The organism is Streptomyces akebiae, assembly GCF_019599145.1.
Taxonomy (GTDB): Bacteria; Actinomycetota; Actinomycetes; order Streptomycetales; family Streptomycetaceae; genus Streptomyces; species Streptomyces akebiae.
Window position 1 is genome coordinate 9,624,153 of the sequence record NZ_CP080647.1, and the last position, 15,546, is coordinate 9,639,698.

Annotated in this window: 14 protein-coding genes and 1 pseudogene; 5 read left to right on the top strand and 10 right to left on the bottom strand. The window is 72.2% G+C overall.

The features are described 5' to 3' along the window. Nucleotides 1-60: 60 nt before the first annotated feature. Nucleotides 61-807, top strand: a complete 747-nt coding sequence (locus K1J60_RS41660; RefSeq protein WP_220650751.1) for a class I SAM-dependent methyltransferase — start codon at nt 61-63, stop codon at nt 805-807. 18 nt (nt 808-825) lie between these two features. Here K1J60_RS41660 and K1J60_RS41665 read toward each other — a convergent pair whose 3' ends face one another. From K1J60_RS41665 to K1J60_RS41700, 8 genes are all read right to left on the bottom strand, one after another. Then, entirely contained in the window at nt 826-1,632 is an 807-nt protein-coding gene (locus K1J60_RS41665; protein ID WP_220650752.1) for an alpha/beta fold hydrolase, read from the bottom strand. A 206-nt stretch (nt 1,633-1,838) separates the two neighbouring features. Then, a complete protein-coding gene (locus tag K1J60_RS41670; protein ID WP_220650753.1) occupies nt 1,839-2,999 on the bottom strand; it encodes a serine hydrolase domain-containing protein in 1,161 nt (386 codons plus the stop codon). A gap of 182 nt (nt 3,000-3,181) precedes the next feature. Next, nucleotides 3,182-4,150 carry an acetylxylan esterase gene (locus tag K1J60_RS41675; protein ID WP_220650754.1) on the bottom strand — a complete coding sequence of 323 codons (969 nt, stop codon included), beginning with the start codon at nt 4,148-4,150 and terminating at the stop codon, nt 3,182-3,184. Nucleotides 4,151-4,273: 123 nt separating this feature from the next. Beyond that, on the bottom strand, nt 4,274-5,872 hold the full coding sequence (locus K1J60_RS41680; RefSeq protein ID WP_220650755.1) for a solute symporter family protein: 1,599 nt from the start codon (nt 5,870-5,872) through the stop codon (nt 4,274-4,276). After that, on the bottom strand, nt 5,866-6,267 hold the full coding sequence (locus tag K1J60_RS41685; RefSeq protein ID WP_259408148.1) for a DUF485 domain-containing protein: 402 nt from the start codon (nt 6,265-6,267) through the stop codon (nt 5,866-5,868). Before K1J60_RS41685 ends, K1J60_RS41680 begins: the two co-directional genes overlap by 7 nt. Nucleotides 6,268-6,440: 173 nt before the next feature. Further along, nucleotides 6,441-7,025: an Rv1733c family protein gene (locus tag K1J60_RS41690; RefSeq protein WP_220650756.1), complete on the bottom strand. Its 585-nt coding sequence runs from the start codon at nt 7,023-7,025 to the stop codon at nt 6,441-6,443. Nucleotides 7,026-7,149: 124 nt separating this feature from the next. After that, nucleotides 7,150-7,923 (bottom strand): ferredoxin reductase, encoded by a 774-nt coding sequence (locus K1J60_RS41695; protein ID WP_220650757.1) that lies wholly within the window; start codon nt 7,921-7,923, stop codon nt 7,150-7,152. Then, nucleotides 7,916-8,521 (bottom strand): sulfite oxidase-like oxidoreductase, encoded by a 606-nt coding sequence (locus tag K1J60_RS41700; RefSeq protein WP_220650758.1) that lies wholly within the window; start codon nt 8,519-8,521, stop codon nt 7,916-7,918. The genes K1J60_RS41695 and K1J60_RS41700 overlap by 8 nt, the downstream gene beginning before the upstream one ends. A gap of 299 nt (nt 8,522-8,820) precedes the next feature. Between K1J60_RS41700 and K1J60_RS41705 the strand changes: the two genes are divergently transcribed. The 4 genes and pseudogenes from K1J60_RS41705 to K1J60_RS41720 form a co-directional block, all read left to right on the top strand. Further along, nucleotides 8,821-9,630 carry a GNAT family N-acetyltransferase gene (locus K1J60_RS41705; protein WP_220650759.1) on the top strand — a complete coding sequence of 270 codons (810 nt, stop codon included), beginning with the start codon at nt 8,821-8,823 and terminating at the stop codon, nt 9,628-9,630. A 163-nt stretch (nt 9,631-9,793) separates the two neighbouring features. Then, on the top strand, nt 9,794-10,570 hold the full coding sequence (locus K1J60_RS41710) for a putative protein N(5)-glutamine methyltransferase (protein WP_220650760.1): 777 nt from the start codon (nt 9,794-9,796) through the stop codon (nt 10,568-10,570). A 113-nt stretch (nt 10,571-10,683) separates the two neighbouring features. Beyond that, nucleotides 10,684-12,705, top strand: a complete 2,022-nt coding sequence (locus K1J60_RS41715; RefSeq protein ID WP_220650761.1) for an NADPH-dependent 2,4-dienoyl-CoA reductase — start codon at nt 10,684-10,686, stop codon at nt 12,703-12,705. Between the two features lie 115 nt (nt 12,706-12,820). Then, nucleotides 12,821-13,360, top strand: a pseudogene (locus K1J60_RS41720) (PadR family transcriptional regulator); the annotation flags it as partial. A 198-nt stretch (nt 13,361-13,558) separates the two neighbouring features. On the opposite strand, the gene K1J60_RS41725 reads toward K1J60_RS41720, so the two are convergent. Together K1J60_RS41725 and K1J60_RS41730 are read right to left on the bottom strand one after the other, a co-directional pair. Next, nucleotides 13,559-14,095, bottom strand: a complete 537-nt coding sequence (locus K1J60_RS41725) for a hypothetical protein (protein ID WP_220650762.1) — start codon at nt 14,093-14,095, stop codon at nt 13,559-13,561. A 161-nt stretch (nt 14,096-14,256) separates the two neighbouring features. Continuing rightward, entirely contained in the window at nt 14,257-15,237 is a 981-nt protein-coding gene (locus tag K1J60_RS41730) for a fibronectin type III domain-containing protein (RefSeq protein WP_259408150.1), read from the bottom strand. Nucleotides 15,238-15,546: the final 309 nt, after the last annotated feature.

A 15,546-nucleotide genomic window follows, 5' to 3' on the forward strand; every position in this document is an offset into this window, starting at 1 on the left:
CGGACCTTAGGCGACAGTCCACGCCCGGCGCTGCCCCGAGCCAGGGCCTAAGCTGAGGTGATGTTCACCCCGCAAGGCCCCAGCCTCCGCGAACTCGCCGTTCAGGCGCTCTCCTCCGTCGAACACGGCTACGACCTGCTCGCTCCCAAGTTCGACCAGACCCCGTTCCGTACTCCGGACTCCGTCCTGGAGGCGGTCGAGGCCGCCCTGTCGTCGATGGGCCCCTTCGAGGACGGCCTCGACCTCTGCTGCGGCACCGGAGCCGGGATGGAGGTGCTGCGCGAGGTCTGCCGCAAGAGCGTCACCGGTGTGGACATCAGCGCCGGGATGCTGGCGGTGGGCAGGGAGCGGGTGGGCCCCGGGGGCGCTTCCGCCGGCAGCGAAGGCCCCCTCCTCTCCTGGGTGCGCGGCGACGCCCTCGCCCTCCCCTTCACCTCGGCCTTCGACCTGGTCGTCAGCCTCGGCGCGTTCGGGCACTTCCTGCCCGAGCAGCTGCCGCGTCTGTTCTCCGAGGTCCACTCCGTCCTGAGACCGGGCGGTCGCTTCGCGTTCCCGCTGCCGGCGCCCGCCCCGGTCCGCTCCCCCTGGTACTGGGCGGCCCTGGGCTTCGACGCGGCGATGCGGGTGCGCAACGCGCTCTGGCGGCCGCCGTTCGTCATGTACTACCGGCCGTTCCGGCTCGGTGTCGTGCAGCGTGAGCTGGAACGCGCGGGGTTCGAGGTGGAGTTGTTCGCGCTCCCCGAGTTCGGCCGACGGACCGACGGCAGCCCCCGCTGTCGCATGGTGGTGGCCACCCGCGAGGGCTGACCGCACGCCGGCCGCGCCTCAACGAGTGGACTTCGCCGCCGACTTGATCAGCGAGGTCACCTTGTCCGGGTGGGACATCATCACCACGTGCGAGGAGTCGACCTCGACGGTGTGCGATCCCGCCCGCTCCGCCTGGAAGCGCTCCAGCGCGGGGGAGATCGTCTTGTCCTCGGTGGCCACCAGGAACCACGAGGGGATCGTGCGCCACGCCGCGGCCTGCGCCGTGGACCCGAACGCCGCGAGGCTGACCGGGCGCTGGGACACCGCCAGCACCGACGTCGTGGAGCGCGGGAGGTCGGCCGCGAACACGTCGTGGAACTTGTCCGGCTTGATGGCCACGTCGTGGTGGCCGGCCCCGTCCGGAAGCACCTCCAGCGCCGGGTTGAGCTCGGAGCCCGGGAAACGGTCCGCCAGTTCGCCGAGCGCCTCGCCCTTGTCGGGCATGAAGGCCGCCACGTACACCAGCGCCTTCACCTCGGGCACGGACGCGGCGGCCTCGGTGACGACGGCACCGCCGTACGAGTGCCCGACGACGATCTTCGGGCCGTCGATCGTGCCGAGGAGCGAGGCGAGGTACCCGGCGTCCGACTGCAGGCCACGGAGCGGGTTGGCCGGGGCGACGACCGGATAGCCCGCCTTCCGCAGCCGCGAGACGACCCCGGACCAGCCGGAGGCGTCCGCGAACGCGCCGTGCACCAGGACGACGGTGGGCTTCGGTGTCGTCCGGTCGTCCGAGGGGGCGGCGGACGACGGGACGACCGTGGCGGTGAGCACGCCGACCGTGACGGCGAGGCCCAGGACCAGAGGACGGTGATGTCTGCGCATGCGTGTGTCAGCTCCTGACGAAGACGAGAGATCGGCATCGAAGGACCGCTGTTCGCTTCAGGGAGACAGCGAAGGACCACAGTTCGCTCGGGGTCGATACTGGCACCGGAGAAGGTGCGGGAATCGACTGAGCGTGCACTGTCGCAAGACTCTCCGTGCCGGGGGAGCACAGCCCCGGACGGGCGTGGGGCGGGCCGCCCCGTGGGTCACAGCGCGGTGTGGAGCGCGTCGACGAGCGCCATCTTGCGCGGGTCGTCGGCGATGTGCGGACCCATACGGTTCATGACGTAGCCGAGGGACACGCCGGCCTCCGGGTCGGCGAGACCGCAGGAACCGCCGTAGCCGTCGTGGCCGAAGGCCCTGGGGTTCGGGCCGTACGAACCGTGCGGCCCGCTCAGCCACAGTCCCAGCCCGATCTCCGTGTCCCGGCCGAACCCGGCCCCGAGCACCAGGTCACGGCAGGCGCCCTGCCCCTCACGGACCCGCTCGGCCGCCTTCGCCGACAGCACCTCCCGGCCGCCCCAGGTACCGCGCAGCGCGAGGATGCCGTACAGCGCGGCCACAGCCCGCGCGGTGCCGTGGCCGTTGGCGGCCGGCACCTCGGCCGTCCGCCACTCGGGGGTGTTGGCCTGCGCCGCGCCGACCACCGGGTTGGCGAGGGCGGCCAGCGCGGTCGGCGTCAACTGGGCGAAGACCGCCGCCTGTTCACTGGTCGTCGCGGCCGGTGGATGCACCAGCTCGGCCACCCGTGACGCCTGCGCCTCGGGCAGTCCGATGGTGAAGTCGATGCCCAGCGGGCCGGTCACCTCCCGCGCCAGGAAGGCGCCCGGCAGCAGCCCCGACACCCGCCGGACCACCTCACCGACGAGGAAGCCGAACGTCATGGCGTGGTACCCCGACCGCGTGCCCGGCTCCCACCACGGCTCCTGCGCGGCGAGCCGTTCGACGGTCGGCTCCCAGTCCAGGAGCTGCTCGAACGAGAGCGGCTCGCGCGGGCCCGCGAGCCCCGACCGGTGCGACAGCAGATGCCGGACGAGGACACCCTCCTTGCCGGCCGCCGCGAACTCCGGCCAGTACGCGGCCACCGGGGCGTCCAGGTCGAGCAGACCCCGGTCGACGAGGAGGTGCGCGCACAGCGCGGTCGCGCCCTTGGTCGTCGACCAGACGTTGACCACGGTGTCCCGCTCCCAGGGGCGGGTCCGCGCCGCGTCGGCCCAGCCGCCCCACAGGTCCACCACGGTCTCCCCGTCCAGCGTCACCGTGACCGCCGCCCCCAGTTCGTCACGCTCGGCGAAGTTCTCCTCGAACGCGTCGCGCACGGCCTCGAACCGCGCCTCGCAGTGACCCCGCACCTGAGACTGAGACATGAGCCCTCCGTCGTCCACGGCCGTTCGCCGGGACGGGTGCCGTCCGGGCCCCCTGAACATACCGACTGGTCGGACAGGGGGGAAGGCGTACGACGGACGTGCGGCATGGGCGGCCCACGCCCATGCCGCACACCCACGAACCGCCGTGCCGCCTCGGCCGTGGCCATCCCCTCCGGGACGCCTCAGAGCTGTGCGGCCAGCCAGCGCAGTTTGACCGCCTCCTGGTAGGGCCCGCCGCCCTCGTGGTCGTTGAAGTCGTAGACCTCGATGCGCTTGTTCGCCTCGGCCCAGGCGTTGAAGGCCGCGAACACCGTGGACGGCGGGCAGGTCTGGTCCTCCAGGGCCGCCGAGAACAGCGCGGAGGCCCGGCCGCGCGCGGCGAAGTGCACGGCGTCGAAGTAGGCGAGGGTGCGCCCGACCTGCTCCGTGCGGCCGCGGTGGGTCTTGAGGTACTTGCCGATCTCGCGGTACGGATCCCGGTCGGTGAGGATCGTGGAGCGCGGGAAGTCGCACAGGAACGGCACGTCGGGCGCGACCGCCACCAGGTCGGGGACGAGTCCCCCGACCGCGATCGAGATGCCGCCGCCCTGGCTGGAACCGACCACGGCGGTGCGTGCGGCGTCGGTCCGCGGATGCGCGCGGGCGGCCTCCACCGCGCGGACGGCGTCGGTGTAGACCCGGCGGTAGTAGTAGTTCTCGGGGGCGTCGATGCCCCGGGTCATGAAGCCGGGGAAGGCGGGGGCGCCCGCCACCGGGTCGGGGGTGTCGCCGCCACCGCCCCAGGCGCTGCCCTGGCCCCGGGTGTCCATGACGAAGTGCGCGTAGCCCGCCGAGGCCCACAGGAGGTGGGTGTGGGGCAGGCCGCGACCGCCGCCGTAGCCGATGAACTCCACGACGGTGGGCAGCGGTTCGGTCGCCCCGGCCGGGAGGACCAGCCAGCCCTTGACCGGGTGCCCGCCGAATCCGGAGTAGGTGACGTCGTATACCTCGACCGTCTTCAGATGGGTCTCGACCGGCTCGAAACGGGCGTCCAGGTCGTGCGCGCGGGCCTCCTGGAGTGTCTTCGCCCAGAAGGCGTCGAAGTCCTCGGGCTCCGTCGAAGCGCTTCGATAACCACGGAGCTCGTCCAACGGCAGGTCGAACAGGGCCATGAAGGACCACCTTTTGAGTTCTGAGGTGCGGATGATCACACCGTACGTGGGGCGTCGTGGCCCGCCAAGGGGCTTTTCCCGGCCCGCGACGCCCCACGGATCACCCGCGGCCGGTGCCGGGGCTCACCGCTGGTCCGCCCCGACCAGGGCCCGTACCTCGAAGTCCTCGTACGCGCTCTCGTCCTCGCGCGGACCCAGACGAGAGCCGAGCCAACCCAGGAGGAAGCCGGCGGGGATCGACACGATGCCCGGGTTCTGCAGCGGGAACCACGCGAAGTCGGCGTTCGGGTAGACCGAGCCGGCAGTGGAGGAGACCACCGGCGAGAACACCACGAGCAGCACCGAGGTGGCCAGACCGCCGTACAGGCTGAGCAGGGCGCCGCGCGCGGTGAACCCGCGCCAGAACAGGCTGTAGACGATGGTCGGCAGGATGGCGGACGCGGCGATCGCGAAGGCCAGGAACGCGAGCGTGGCGGTGTTGGTGCCCCAGGCGAGGAGGGCGAACATCATGCTCAGGACGCCGAGGATCACCGCGGCGATCCGGGCCACGCCCAGCTCCTGCGTCTCCTTGGCCCTGCCCTTGCGGATCACCTCGCCGTACAGGTCGTGGGCGACGGACGAGGCCGCGGCGAGCATGAGCCCGGCGGCGACCGCGAGCAGGGTGACGAAGGCCAGGGCCGAGACGATCGCCGTGAGCACCTCGCCGCCCAGCTCGTGGGCGAGGAGCAGGACGGCGGCGTCGCCCTTGTGATCGATGCCGGCGATGGTCTCCCGGCCGACGACGGCCGTGGCGCCGAGGCCCAGGACGCCGGCCATCAGGCACACGAAACCGACCAGACCCACCGCCCAGACCACGGAGGCGCGCAGCACCCTGGTCCGACGCGGGGCGAACAGCCGCATCATGACATGGGGGAGCGCGGCGAGTCCGAGCACGATGGCCAGTTGCAGGCTGAAGAAGTCGATCTTGCTGATCGGGCCCGCCCCGTACCGCAGACCGGGCTGCAGGTACTCGTCGCCCAGCCCGCTGCCCGCGGTGGCGGACGCCAGCAGCCCGTCGACGTTCCAGTCGAAGCGGTTCAACACCAGGACCGCGAGCACCGAGACCCCGGCGACGAGCATCACGGCCTTGACCACCTGGATGAACGTCGCGCCGGGCATACCGCCGATGGCCGCGTAGATGGTGACGATGGAGCCGATGATGATCACGGTCATCGTGCGGGTGGTGGGGCCGGGTTCGCCGACGAACTGTGTCATCAGCGCGATGCTGCCGACCAGTTGGGCCACCAGGTACAGGGTGCACACGCAGAGCGTGCAGACGGCGAGCGCCAGCCGGACCTGCCGCTGCCGCAGCGGGAGCCGGCGTGCCAGGGCGTCGCCGAGGGTGAACTTCCCGGAGTTGCGCAGGGGTTCGGCGATCAGCAGCAGCACCATCATCCAGGCGACGACCGTGCCGCCGAGGTAGAGCAGACCGTCGTACCCGGTGAGGGCGACGAGACCGGTGCTGCCGAGCAGTGTCGCGGCCGAGAGGTAGTCACCGCACATGGCGAGGCCGTTGCGCAACGGCGACATGTCACGGTTGCCGAGGTAGAACTCGCCGATCTCGTCCCGCTGCGGTGCCGTCAGCAAGGCGGTGAACAGGGTGATCACGACGACCGACAGGAACAGCACGAACGTCAGCCGCAGGCTGAACGCGTCGGCCACGCTCGCGGAGAAGGTCACCATGCGCCGAACCGCCGTCCGGCCGGAACCCGGGGCTGCTCGGCCTCGTGCTCCTCCAGCTGGCTGCGGAGCCGCCGGACGACCGGGTCGATCTTCTCGCGCATGTGCCGGACATACAGCAACGCGGTCACACCCATGACGGCGAACTGCGCCAGACCCAGGGTCAGCCCGAGCGTGAGATGTCCGATCAATCGCTGATTCATTACCCCCGGAGCGAAACTCGACAGGAGGACGTACGACAGGAATCCACCGACGGAAAACACCGTCGCCGCTATCCCGAACCTACGATATGCCGCGCTTATCGAACGAAACTCAGGATGGGCGTGGATGGGCTGTCGGCTTGTCCGTGCGGGGGGAGACGGGGCGGAACTGCCGTACCGTGCCGTGTGGTTGGACACAATGCACCCTCTTCGCTGCCTTATGCCTGTGGGGGAGGAAGCGGATTATGGCAGCAACGCAATTGAAGTATCAACTGCGTTGAGGAAGTGGATTTTGTGGATGTTTCGAGGGTGGCCGACATGTGCTGTGCAGCTATTAGCTGAGAATTGTTCGCGTTCGTTCTCGTGGCCCATCAGGCCGGGCGGTGTCCCCAATCGGGCCCCGTCCGCGCCCACTCCCGCTCCCACTCGTCGAGCCGGTGCCGAAGGGCGATCCGGCGGACGACGACGTGTCCCAGCAGCACGGCGGCGGCGGCGCCGCCCGTGGCGAAGGTCCCCATGGACAGCGCGTGCTGCCAGACAGCGGTGTCGGTCGGCGGTGGCTGGACACTGCGCCCGGCGTCGTCCAGCCACACATCGGCGCGATCGCCGCGCTCGGTGCCCGCCGGCACCCGGGCCTCACCGGTACGGGAGCCGCCGTCGGGCTCGGTCCAGCGGGCCCCCACCCAGTACTTGGGTTGCCTGTCGCCGTGCGCCGAGGGCACGGAGGCCGGCGCCTGCTCGACGATCACGGCGCTGACCCGGTCCAGCGCGGCGCGCTCGGCCGTGGCGTGCGCTCGCGCGTCCCCATGGGCCCACCGGCCCACCGCGACCCCGACGGCCGGGGCACCCAGGACGAGCAGCAGCACGACGCACAGCACCGTCCACGCCTCGACGACGTCCGAGCGTCGCCGCAGCGGATTGGCGCGCCAACGCCACCCGAAGACCTGGCCTCGCATCTCGCCCTCCCTCACCGGCACGGCCCTCGGATACGAGAACCCCGGTTAGGACTGGTCCGCACTTCCGGTGTACCCGAAAGAGGCCGGAATGGCATGGTCTGCGCCAGAAATCTCGCGGCGAAGGTCAGCCGAACCGCTCGATGCGGATGCGATCCACCGGCTGCCCCGCCGCCACCAGCAGCCGCGAGGCGTGCTCGGCGAACGCGTTGGAGCCGCACACATAGGCCTCCCACCCGCCCGTCGGCCGCTCGGCCACCACCCGCGCCACGTGAGCCGCCGACAGCCGCCCCACCGGCATCCCCTCGGGCGCCCGCCGTGTGAACACGGCCGTGGTCTCCGCGCCGTACTCCGCCGCGTAGATCAGCTCCTCCGGCCCGCGCGCGGACACCAGCAGCCGCAGGGGTACGTTTAGCGCCCGCCTCCGGTGGTGGCGGAGCATCGACATCAGCGGTACGACACCGGAACCCGCCCCGATCAGCAGCGCGGGCCGGTCCCCGGGCCAGGCGAAGAAACCGCTGAGCGGGCCGCGCACCTCCACCTGGTCGCCCGGCCGGGCCTCGGTGTGGAACCAGCCGGAGACCTCACCGCCCTCGACATGGTCCAGGGTCAGCTCGATGTGTCCCGCGTCGTCCGGCGGGGAGGCCAGCGAGTAGTGACGCTGCGCCGTGTAGCCGTCCCCGGCGGTCAGCCGCAGCATCAGGTGCTGCCCCGGCAGATGTCCCGCCCACCCGGGCACCGCGAACCGGAACGTGGACACGACGGGCGTCTCCCGCCGGATCTCCGTCAGCGTGGCCGTCTGCCACAGGGCCGCCGTCCGGTTGCTCACGGCGATACGGCCGGGCACGGCGAACCGGGTGGGTGGCGAGAAGGCCGTGTCCGGCGCTGTCGTCTCAGTCACCGGAGTACCGCTGCTCCTCCCACGGGTTGCCCCGCGCGTGGTAGCCGTTCTGTTCCCAGAAGCCGGGTTCGTCGTGGTCGAGCAGCCGCAGGCCCGCGATCCACTTGGCGCTCTTCCAGAAGTACAGGTGCGGCACCAGCAGCCGCGCCGGACCGCCGTGCTCGGCGGCCAGCGGTTCGCCGTCGTACTCCCAGGCGATCCAGGCGCGCCCGCCGGTGAGATCGGCGAGCGGGAGGTTCGTGGTGTAACCGCTGTGCGCGTACGCGACCACGTGCGTGGCGGACGCGTCGGGCCGGACCGCGTCCCAGAACGCGTCCAGCGAGACGCCCCCGAAGCGCACCCCGAACTTCGACCAGCTCGTCACACAGTGGATGTCGCCCTCGTACACCGACGCGGGCAGCGCGTGCGCCTCGTCCCAGTCCCAGGAGCGAGGCTCCGCCACCAGGCCGTCGATCCTGAACGTCCAGTCGGCGGGTGCCAGGTCGGGAGTGACCTCGGCCGACAGGACGGGCCAGTCGTCGCCGGCGTCGTACTGGCCGGGCGGCAGCCCTGGGTGGTGGACGCGGGGGCGCCCGGTGAAGCCTCGGGTGACGTTCATGGGGGTCCAACGTGACGGCGGTGGTGGGTGAGTCACACAACCGTACGTGCCGCTGGAGAGTGCCCCGGCCCCGGGGGCGGGTGCCGATCATTGGGTTCGCGTGAAGTCGTCGGAGCCCCGGGAAGAGGGCCGCGACGATCTTCCTTGCCGCCAGTGGCCGGAGCTGGTGGAGCAGGCCGGTCCGGCGGCCGACGAGCCGGATGAGCAGACCATCCGGATGAGGCGGATCAGCAGGACGGGCCGGACGGGCCGGAGTGGCCGGAGTGGCCGGACGGCAGTGGAGCGGAGTGGGAGAGCGCATGACCGAGTACGCGACGGGCGGCGGCAAGGGCACGGACACCGTGCCGCACGTCCTCGACAACCCCGCCCTCGCCGCCCTCACCGGGCCGCACGCCCTCCCCCACAGCCTGAACGGCGTGGGAGGTGCCCCCATCGCCGAGCGGCGCGGCCGGCTGCTGCGCTACCCACCCGACGTCTCGCCGTGGTTGGGCCTGCCGGAGGGCCTCGACGCGGCAGACTGGGCCGATCTCGCCGCGCTGGCCGGTCCGGGTGCCGAGGTGGCGGTCGCCTACTGCGAGGGGTTCCCGGCGGGCTGGGAGGTGACCCTCGACCTGGAGGGCGTCCAGCTCGTCGACGACGGGATCGCCGCCGCCCCGGACGACGAGGCGGTACGGCTCGGCCCCGCGGACGTGCCCGAGATGCTCGACCTCGTCGCACGCACCCGGCCCGGCCCCTTCCTGCCTCGCACCATCGAACTCGGCACCTACCTCGGCATCCGCCGGGACGGCACGCTGGTCGCCATGGCCGGTGAGCGGCTGCGTCCACCGGGCTGGACCGAGATCAGCTCGGTCTGCACCGACCCGGCCTTCCGGAGCGCGGGCCTCGCCACCCGCCTCGTCCGTGCCGTCGCCCACGGCATCCGGGAACGAGGCGAAACCCCCTTCCTCCACACCGCCGCCGCCAACACGACCGCCATCCGCCTCTACGAGGCCCTCGGCTTCCGCCTCCGCCGCACCACCCGCTTCATGGCGGCCCGGGTGTCGGCGGTCGCGACGGGGGACGGTCGGACGCCGGCGGCGCCTCTCGGAGCCTTGAGGGACCGTTCGTGATCATGGGGTAGTGTTGCCGGGCCAGTCAGCAACGTGGACCGAGGAGGTGAGACCCATTACCGCTGTGTCAGGTCGGGTGCTCTCACCTCAACACCGCGCGGTGCGCCGCCGCTAGGCCACCGCGGGAGCGCCCTTCGGCCCACCGAAAGGCTCCTTGGCTGTCATGCCGCTTCTCTCCCTCACCTCCGTCGTCACGGCACTGCGCGCCGCCGGTTGCGTCTTCGCCGAGGACGAGGCGGAGTTGATCCTCGCGACCGCCCCCACCCCGGACGAGGCCGCCTCCATGGTCGACCGGCGTGTCGCGGGCCTGCCCCTCGAACTCGTCCTCGGCTGGGCGGAGTTCGCCGGCCTGCGCATCACCGTCGAACCCGGCGTGTTCGTCCCCCGCCGCCGCACCGAGCACCTCGTCGAGCAGGCCCTCGCCACCGCCCCCGGCGCCCGCGTGGTGGTCGACCTCTGCTGCGGCTCCGGCGCGGTGGGCGCCGCCCTGGCCGCGTCGCTCGGCGGCGTCGAACTGCACGCCGCCGACATCGACCCGGTGGCGGTCCGCTGTGCCCGCCGCAACCTCGGTCCCTATGGCGGCCGCGCCCACCAGGGCGACCTCTTCGCCGCACTCCCCGACCACCTGCGGGGCCGGGTCGACATCCTCGCGGCGAACGTCCCGTACGTCCCCACCGGCGAGGTCCCGCTGCTGCCGAGCGAGGCCCGCGACCACGAACCCCTGGTCGCGCTCGACGGCGGCACGGACGGCCTCGATGTCCTGCGCAGGGTCGCCGCCGGGGCCCCCGACTGGCTCGCCCCCGGCGGCTGCCTCCTCGTCGAGACGAGCCGACGCCAGGCACCGCACGCCCTCGACGCCTTCCACCGATCCGGTCTCACCGCCCGCACGGCCGTCTCGGAGGAGAGACACGCCCACGTGGTGATCGGCACCAGAGCCTGAGAACCCCACCCGCACCCTGATGTGGCCTTGCCCTCAGTCATTGTGCAACTAGTTGCATAAAAGGCTTGGCGTCGTCTACAACCTTGCTGACGACGCCACGCACGGAGGGCCCCATGAGCCGTTACCCGCACCTGCTGAGCCCGCTCGACCTGGGCTTCACCACACTCCCGAACCGCGTGCTCATGGGCTCCATGCACGTGGGCCTGGAGGAGGCCGAACGCGGCTTCGAGCGGATGGCGGAGTTCTACGCGGCCCGCGCGCGCGGGGGAGTGGGCCTCATCGTCACCGGTGGCATCGCGCCCAACGAGGCCGGCCGTCCGTACGAGGGCGGCGCCAAGCTCACCACCGACGCCGAGGCCGATCGGCACCGCGAGATCACCGACGCCGTACACCGCGAGGGCGGCCGGATCGCGATGCAGATCCTGCACTTCGGCCGGTACGCCTACCACCGCGACCTCGTGGCCCCGAGCGCCCTGCAGGCCCCGATCAGCCCGTTCGTCCCGCACGCGCTCACCGACGCCGAGGTCGAGCAGACGATGGACGACTACGCGAACGCGGCCCGCCTCGCCCGCCGGGCGGGGTACGACGGCGTCGAGATCATGGGCTCCGAGGGTTATCTGATCAACGAGTTCATCGCCGCCGGGACCAACCACCGCGACGACCGCTGGGGCGGCTCGTACGAGAACCGGATGCGCTTCCCCGTCGAGATCGTGCGCCGGGTGCGCGAGGCGGTCGGGGAGGACTTCATCGTCGTCTACCGGCTGTCGATGCTCGACCTCGTCCCCGGCGGCTCCACGCTCGACGAGGTGGTCACGCTGGCGAAGGCCGTCGAGGCGGCCGGGGCGACCATCATCAACACGGGTATCGGCTGGCACGAGGCCCGCATCCCCACCATCGCGACCTCGGTGCCGCGCGGCGCGTACACCTGGGTGACGAAGAAGCTGATGGGCGAGGTGTCCGTGCCGCTCGTCACCACCAACCGCATCAACACCCCTGAGCTGGCCGAGGAGTTGCTGGCCGACGGCCACGCCGACATGGTGTCCATGGCCCGCCCGATGCTCGCCGACCCGGACTTCGTGAACAAGGCGCGCGAGGGCCGCTCCGACGCCATCAACACCTGCATCGGCTGCAACCAGGCCTGCCTGGACCACACCTTCAGCGGCAAGATCACCTCCTGCCTGGTCAATCCGCGCGCCTGTCACGAGACGGAACTCGTGCTCTCCCCGACCCGGCGACGCAAGCGCGTCGCGGTCGTCGGCGCGGGCCCGGCCGGACTCGCCTGTGCCGTGAGCGCGGCCGAACGCGGCCACGAGGTCACGCTGTTCGACGCGGCGAGCGAGATCGGCGGCCAGCTGAACGTGGCCCGCAGGGTCCCCGGCAAGCAGGAGTTCGACGAGACGCTGCGCTACTTCCGCACCCAACTCGACGCGCACGGCGTCGACGTACGCCTGAACACCCGGGTCACGGCCGACGATCTCACGGCGGCGGCGTACGACGAGGTCGTGGTCGCCACCGGTGTCACCCCGCGCACCCCCGAACTCCCCGGCGTCGACCACCCCAAGGTCCTGGGCTACCTGGACGTCCTGCGTGACGGTGCCCCCGTCGGCGACCGCGTCGCGATCCTCGGCGCCGGCGGTATCGGCTTCGACGTCGCCGAGTTCCTGACCGACGGCGGGGAGAAGACGAGCGAGGACCCGGCCGCGTACTTCCGGCAGTGGGGCGTCGACATGGACTACCGCGGCCCCGGCGGCCTCGCCGCCCCCGAGCGGCCCGCCCCGCCGCGATCGGTCCACCTCCTCCAGCGCAAGACCACCAAGGTCGGCGCCGGACTGGGCAAGACCACCGGCTGGATCCACCGCACCGAACTCAAGCACCGGGGCGTCACCATGGTCCCCGGCGTCCAGTACGACCTGATCGACGACGCCGGGCTGCACGTCACCGTCGACGGCGTCCGCCAGCTGCTGGAGGTCGACACGGTCGTCCTCTGCACCGGCCAGGACCCGCGCCGCGACCTGTACGACGACCTGATCGCCGCAGGGCGCTCCGCGCACCTCATCGGCGGGGCCGACGTGGCCGCCGAGCTCGACGCCAAGCGGGCGATCAAGCAGGGGACGGAGCTGGCGGCGGAGTTGTAGGAGGCGTCGCGGGCGCCCGGCGGAGGGGACGCGGGCGCCCGGCGGAGGAGGCGGGCGCCTGGTCGCGGGGTGCGTGCGGCAAGTCGTGCGCACCCGCCCTTCCTAGGATGAGCCCATGTCACTCCCGCACGCGATCCTCACCGCCCTCCTGGAGAAGCCCTCGTCGGGCCTGGAGCTGACCCGGCGGTTCGACAGGTCGATCGGCTACTTCTGGTCGGCGACGCACCAGCAGATCTATCGCGAGCTCGGGAAACTGGAGGGCGAGGGCTACATCCGGGCCCTGCCCTCCGAGCGGCCCGCCCGGGGCCAGAAGAAGAGCTACGAGGTGCTGCCGGCCGGCCGCGAGGAACTGGCCCGCTGGACCTCCGCGCCCCAGGACCCCAAGCCGTGGCGCGACGCGCTCTTCGTCCGGCTGCGCGCCGCCGCCGTGGTCGGCACCGACGGCCTCGAGGACGATCTGCGGCGTCATCTCGCCCTGCACCGGCGGACGTTGGCGGAGTACGAGAAGATCGAGAAGCGGGACTTCGGGCCCGGCCGCGACACCGCCCAGGACCGGCTCCAGCATCTGATCCTGCGGGCGGGGATCGACCTGCAGACCTTCTGGACACAGTGGCTGACGAACGCCCTGGAGGAGTTCGCGACGCTGCCGGGGGACACCGGCGGCGGCGAGGACTGCGGCGGCGAGGACCGCCGCGGGGAGGGCGACGCGGAGGACGGGAACGCGGAGGAGGAAAGCGGGGAAGCGGGCGCGGACGAGGGAAGCGCGGGGGAGGAGGGCGCGAGGGGGCAGTAGGCGGCCGTCCGCGTCACAGGGGACCGCTCACCCGGCTTCGGGGTGAGCGCCCACCACAGGTCAGAGGCGGTGCGGCTTCGCCCGGCGGCGCAGGTACCAGACGGCGGCTCCCGTGCCCATGGCCACCAGCGCCCCGCCGCCCACAAGGGTGGCGGTGCCGTACTCCCGGGTCGCCCCGCCGACACCACCCATGACGCCGCGGGCGGGTGAGGCCGTCGTGGAGATGGTGGGCGTGGCCGCCGTGACGATGACGGACTGGGTGCCCGCCGTGGTCCCGTCCTTGCACACCACGATCACGGTGTAGGTGCCCGGGCCCACGTTCGACCACGAGGCGGACTGGGTGGTGCTGGTGCCGGTGAGGGTCACCTGACGCCCCTGGGAGAAGTTCGCCTGCCCGCCGGAGAGCAGCGAGGCGGTGCCGAACGTGCCGTTGACGCTGTTGGGGCAATCGGGCGTGTTCACGGTGACCGAGGAACCCGTGGTGCTCACCGAGATACCCGTCGGCACCGCCGCGGCCGGCTGCGCGGTCAGGGCGATCGGCAGCGCGGCGGCGGCCACCGTCAGGCCGGAGCGGAGGAGTAGCTGAGACGTACGCATGGTCTGCCCTCCAGCGGCACGGTCGCGGCACATCCCTTGCGCCGCCGAGGATCGGGGGACCCGTGCTGCCTCAGGGTGAGCCAACGTGCCCCGCGCCCCGGTCGCATGCGGACGACACCCGGGCAGGTGACGGATACCGCCGTGCGGGGGACACCGTGGTCTCACCCGGCGGTGGTGACCGTCCGCTCCGCCGAGAACCCGCCCCAGGTCCCGTCCGGCAGCTTCGCCCGGATCCGCACGCGGTAGGTCACCCCGGCCTCCAGGCCCACGTGGAAGCGGTACGTGGCTCGTCCCCGGGGCGGGGTCCCGCCCCAGACGAGGGTGGTGGCGGGCCGTCCGTCGAGCTGGATCTCGTACTCCGTGACCACCCCGTCGACGGGCGGAGGCAGCCAGGACAGCTCGACGGAGTACGCCCGCTCGTCCCGGCGTGTCGCCGCACGGAGTCCGGTGGGCGCGGTGCCCCGCCCGTCGTCCGCTCCCGGAGCGGTGGTGAGCCGTGCCGTCGCGCTCACGGGCGAGACGTTGTCCGCCGCGTCCCGTGCCCGCACGGTGAAGGAGTAGCGGGTGCCCGGCCGCAACCCCGTGACCACGGCCGCCGTCTGCTCCCCGCCCACACCGTGGACCTTCGAGCCGCCTTGCAGGATGTCGTACGACACCACGTCCCGGTCGTCCGTCGACGGCCCCCAGGACAACTGCACGGTCCTGCTGCCGAGCACCTTCCCGTCGGGCCGCCCCGGCCGGCTCGGGGCCCGCCGGTCGGCCGTCCCGGCGGCCGGTGTCGTGGCCCGGACCTCCGCGCTCGGCGGCCCGAGGTCCCCGGAGGCGCCGCGGGCCCGCACGGTGAACACGTACGTGGTGGAGGGCCGGAGCCGGGTGATGTCCACCATGTGCTCGTCGCCCGGCACGTCCTTCACCTTGGCGCGGCCCCGGTAGACCTCGTACCCGGCGATCTCGGTGTCCCCAGGTGCCCGGTTCCACATGACGTGCACGCTGGTGGCGCTGCCCGCGTCGGCGGTGACGCCTGGTGGGGCGGGCGGCGGGAGACTGCCGGGGCGCTCCCGCACCGCGCAGCCGGCCGTGAGGAGCAGCGGGCCACAGAGCGTCGGCACCAGGACGAGTGCCGGCACGGAAACGCGTCGCACGATCCTGCCCCCTCGATCGTCGAGCCATGACGGGATTGGTCTGTACCTATCTCCATGTATGCATGACTGACGCGGTCACATCAAGGGGTGGGTCCGGATGGCCGCGGTGCGCGGCGGGGCGGGGCGCTACGTATGCTGGTTCTCCGACACGACGTGAACTCTCCTCCGTGCCAGGTCGGTTCACGCCGTACGGCGCGGGCCGCTGTCGTCGCCGATCCCGCGCCGACGAGAGCGGCCGAGCGGCCGGGCCGAGTCGGGCCCGGCCCTCGGCCGCGCACCCGCGGACAGCGTGACGCAAGCGCCGTGGTC

Coding starts and splice junctions, on each gene's coding strand:
- K1J60_RS41700 (WP_220650758.1), bottom strand. CDS start 8,521: ATGAACGTCACCCGAGGCTTCACCGGGCGCCCCCGCGTCCACCACCCA.
- K1J60_RS41670 (WP_220650753.1), bottom strand. CDS start 2,999: ATGTCTCAGTCTCAGGTGCGGGGTCACTGCGAGGCGCGGTTCGAGGCC.
- K1J60_RS41680 (WP_220650755.1), bottom strand. CDS start 5,872: ATGGTGACCTTCTCCGCGAGCGTGGCCGACGCGTTCAGCCTGCGGCTG.
- K1J60_RS41725 (WP_220650762.1), bottom strand. CDS start 14,095: ATGCGTACGTCTCAGCTACTCCTCCGCTCCGGCCTGACGGTGGCCGCC.
- K1J60_RS41715 (WP_220650761.1), top strand. CDS start 10,684: ATGAGCCGTTACCCGCACCTGCTGAGCCCGCTCGACCTGGGCTTCACC.
- K1J60_RS41690 (WP_220650756.1), bottom strand. CDS start 7,025: ATGCGAGGCCAGGTCTTCGGGTGGCGTTGGCGCGCCAATCCGCTGCGG.
- K1J60_RS41665 (WP_220650752.1), bottom strand. CDS start 1,632: ATGCGCAGACATCACCGTCCTCTGGTCCTGGGCCTCGCCGTCACGGTC.
- K1J60_RS41660 (WP_220650751.1), top strand. CDS start 61: ATGTTCACCCCGCAAGGCCCCAGCCTCCGCGAACTCGCCGTTCAGGCG.
- K1J60_RS41710 (WP_220650760.1), top strand. CDS start 9,794: ATGCCGCTTCTCTCCCTCACCTCCGTCGTCACGGCACTGCGCGCCGCC.
- K1J60_RS41705 (WP_220650759.1), top strand. CDS start 8,821: ATGACCGAGTACGCGACGGGCGGCGGCAAGGGCACGGACACCGTGCCG.
- K1J60_RS41675 (WP_220650754.1), bottom strand. CDS start 4,150: ATGGCCCTGTTCGACCTGCCGTTGGACGAGCTCCGTGGTTATCGAAGC.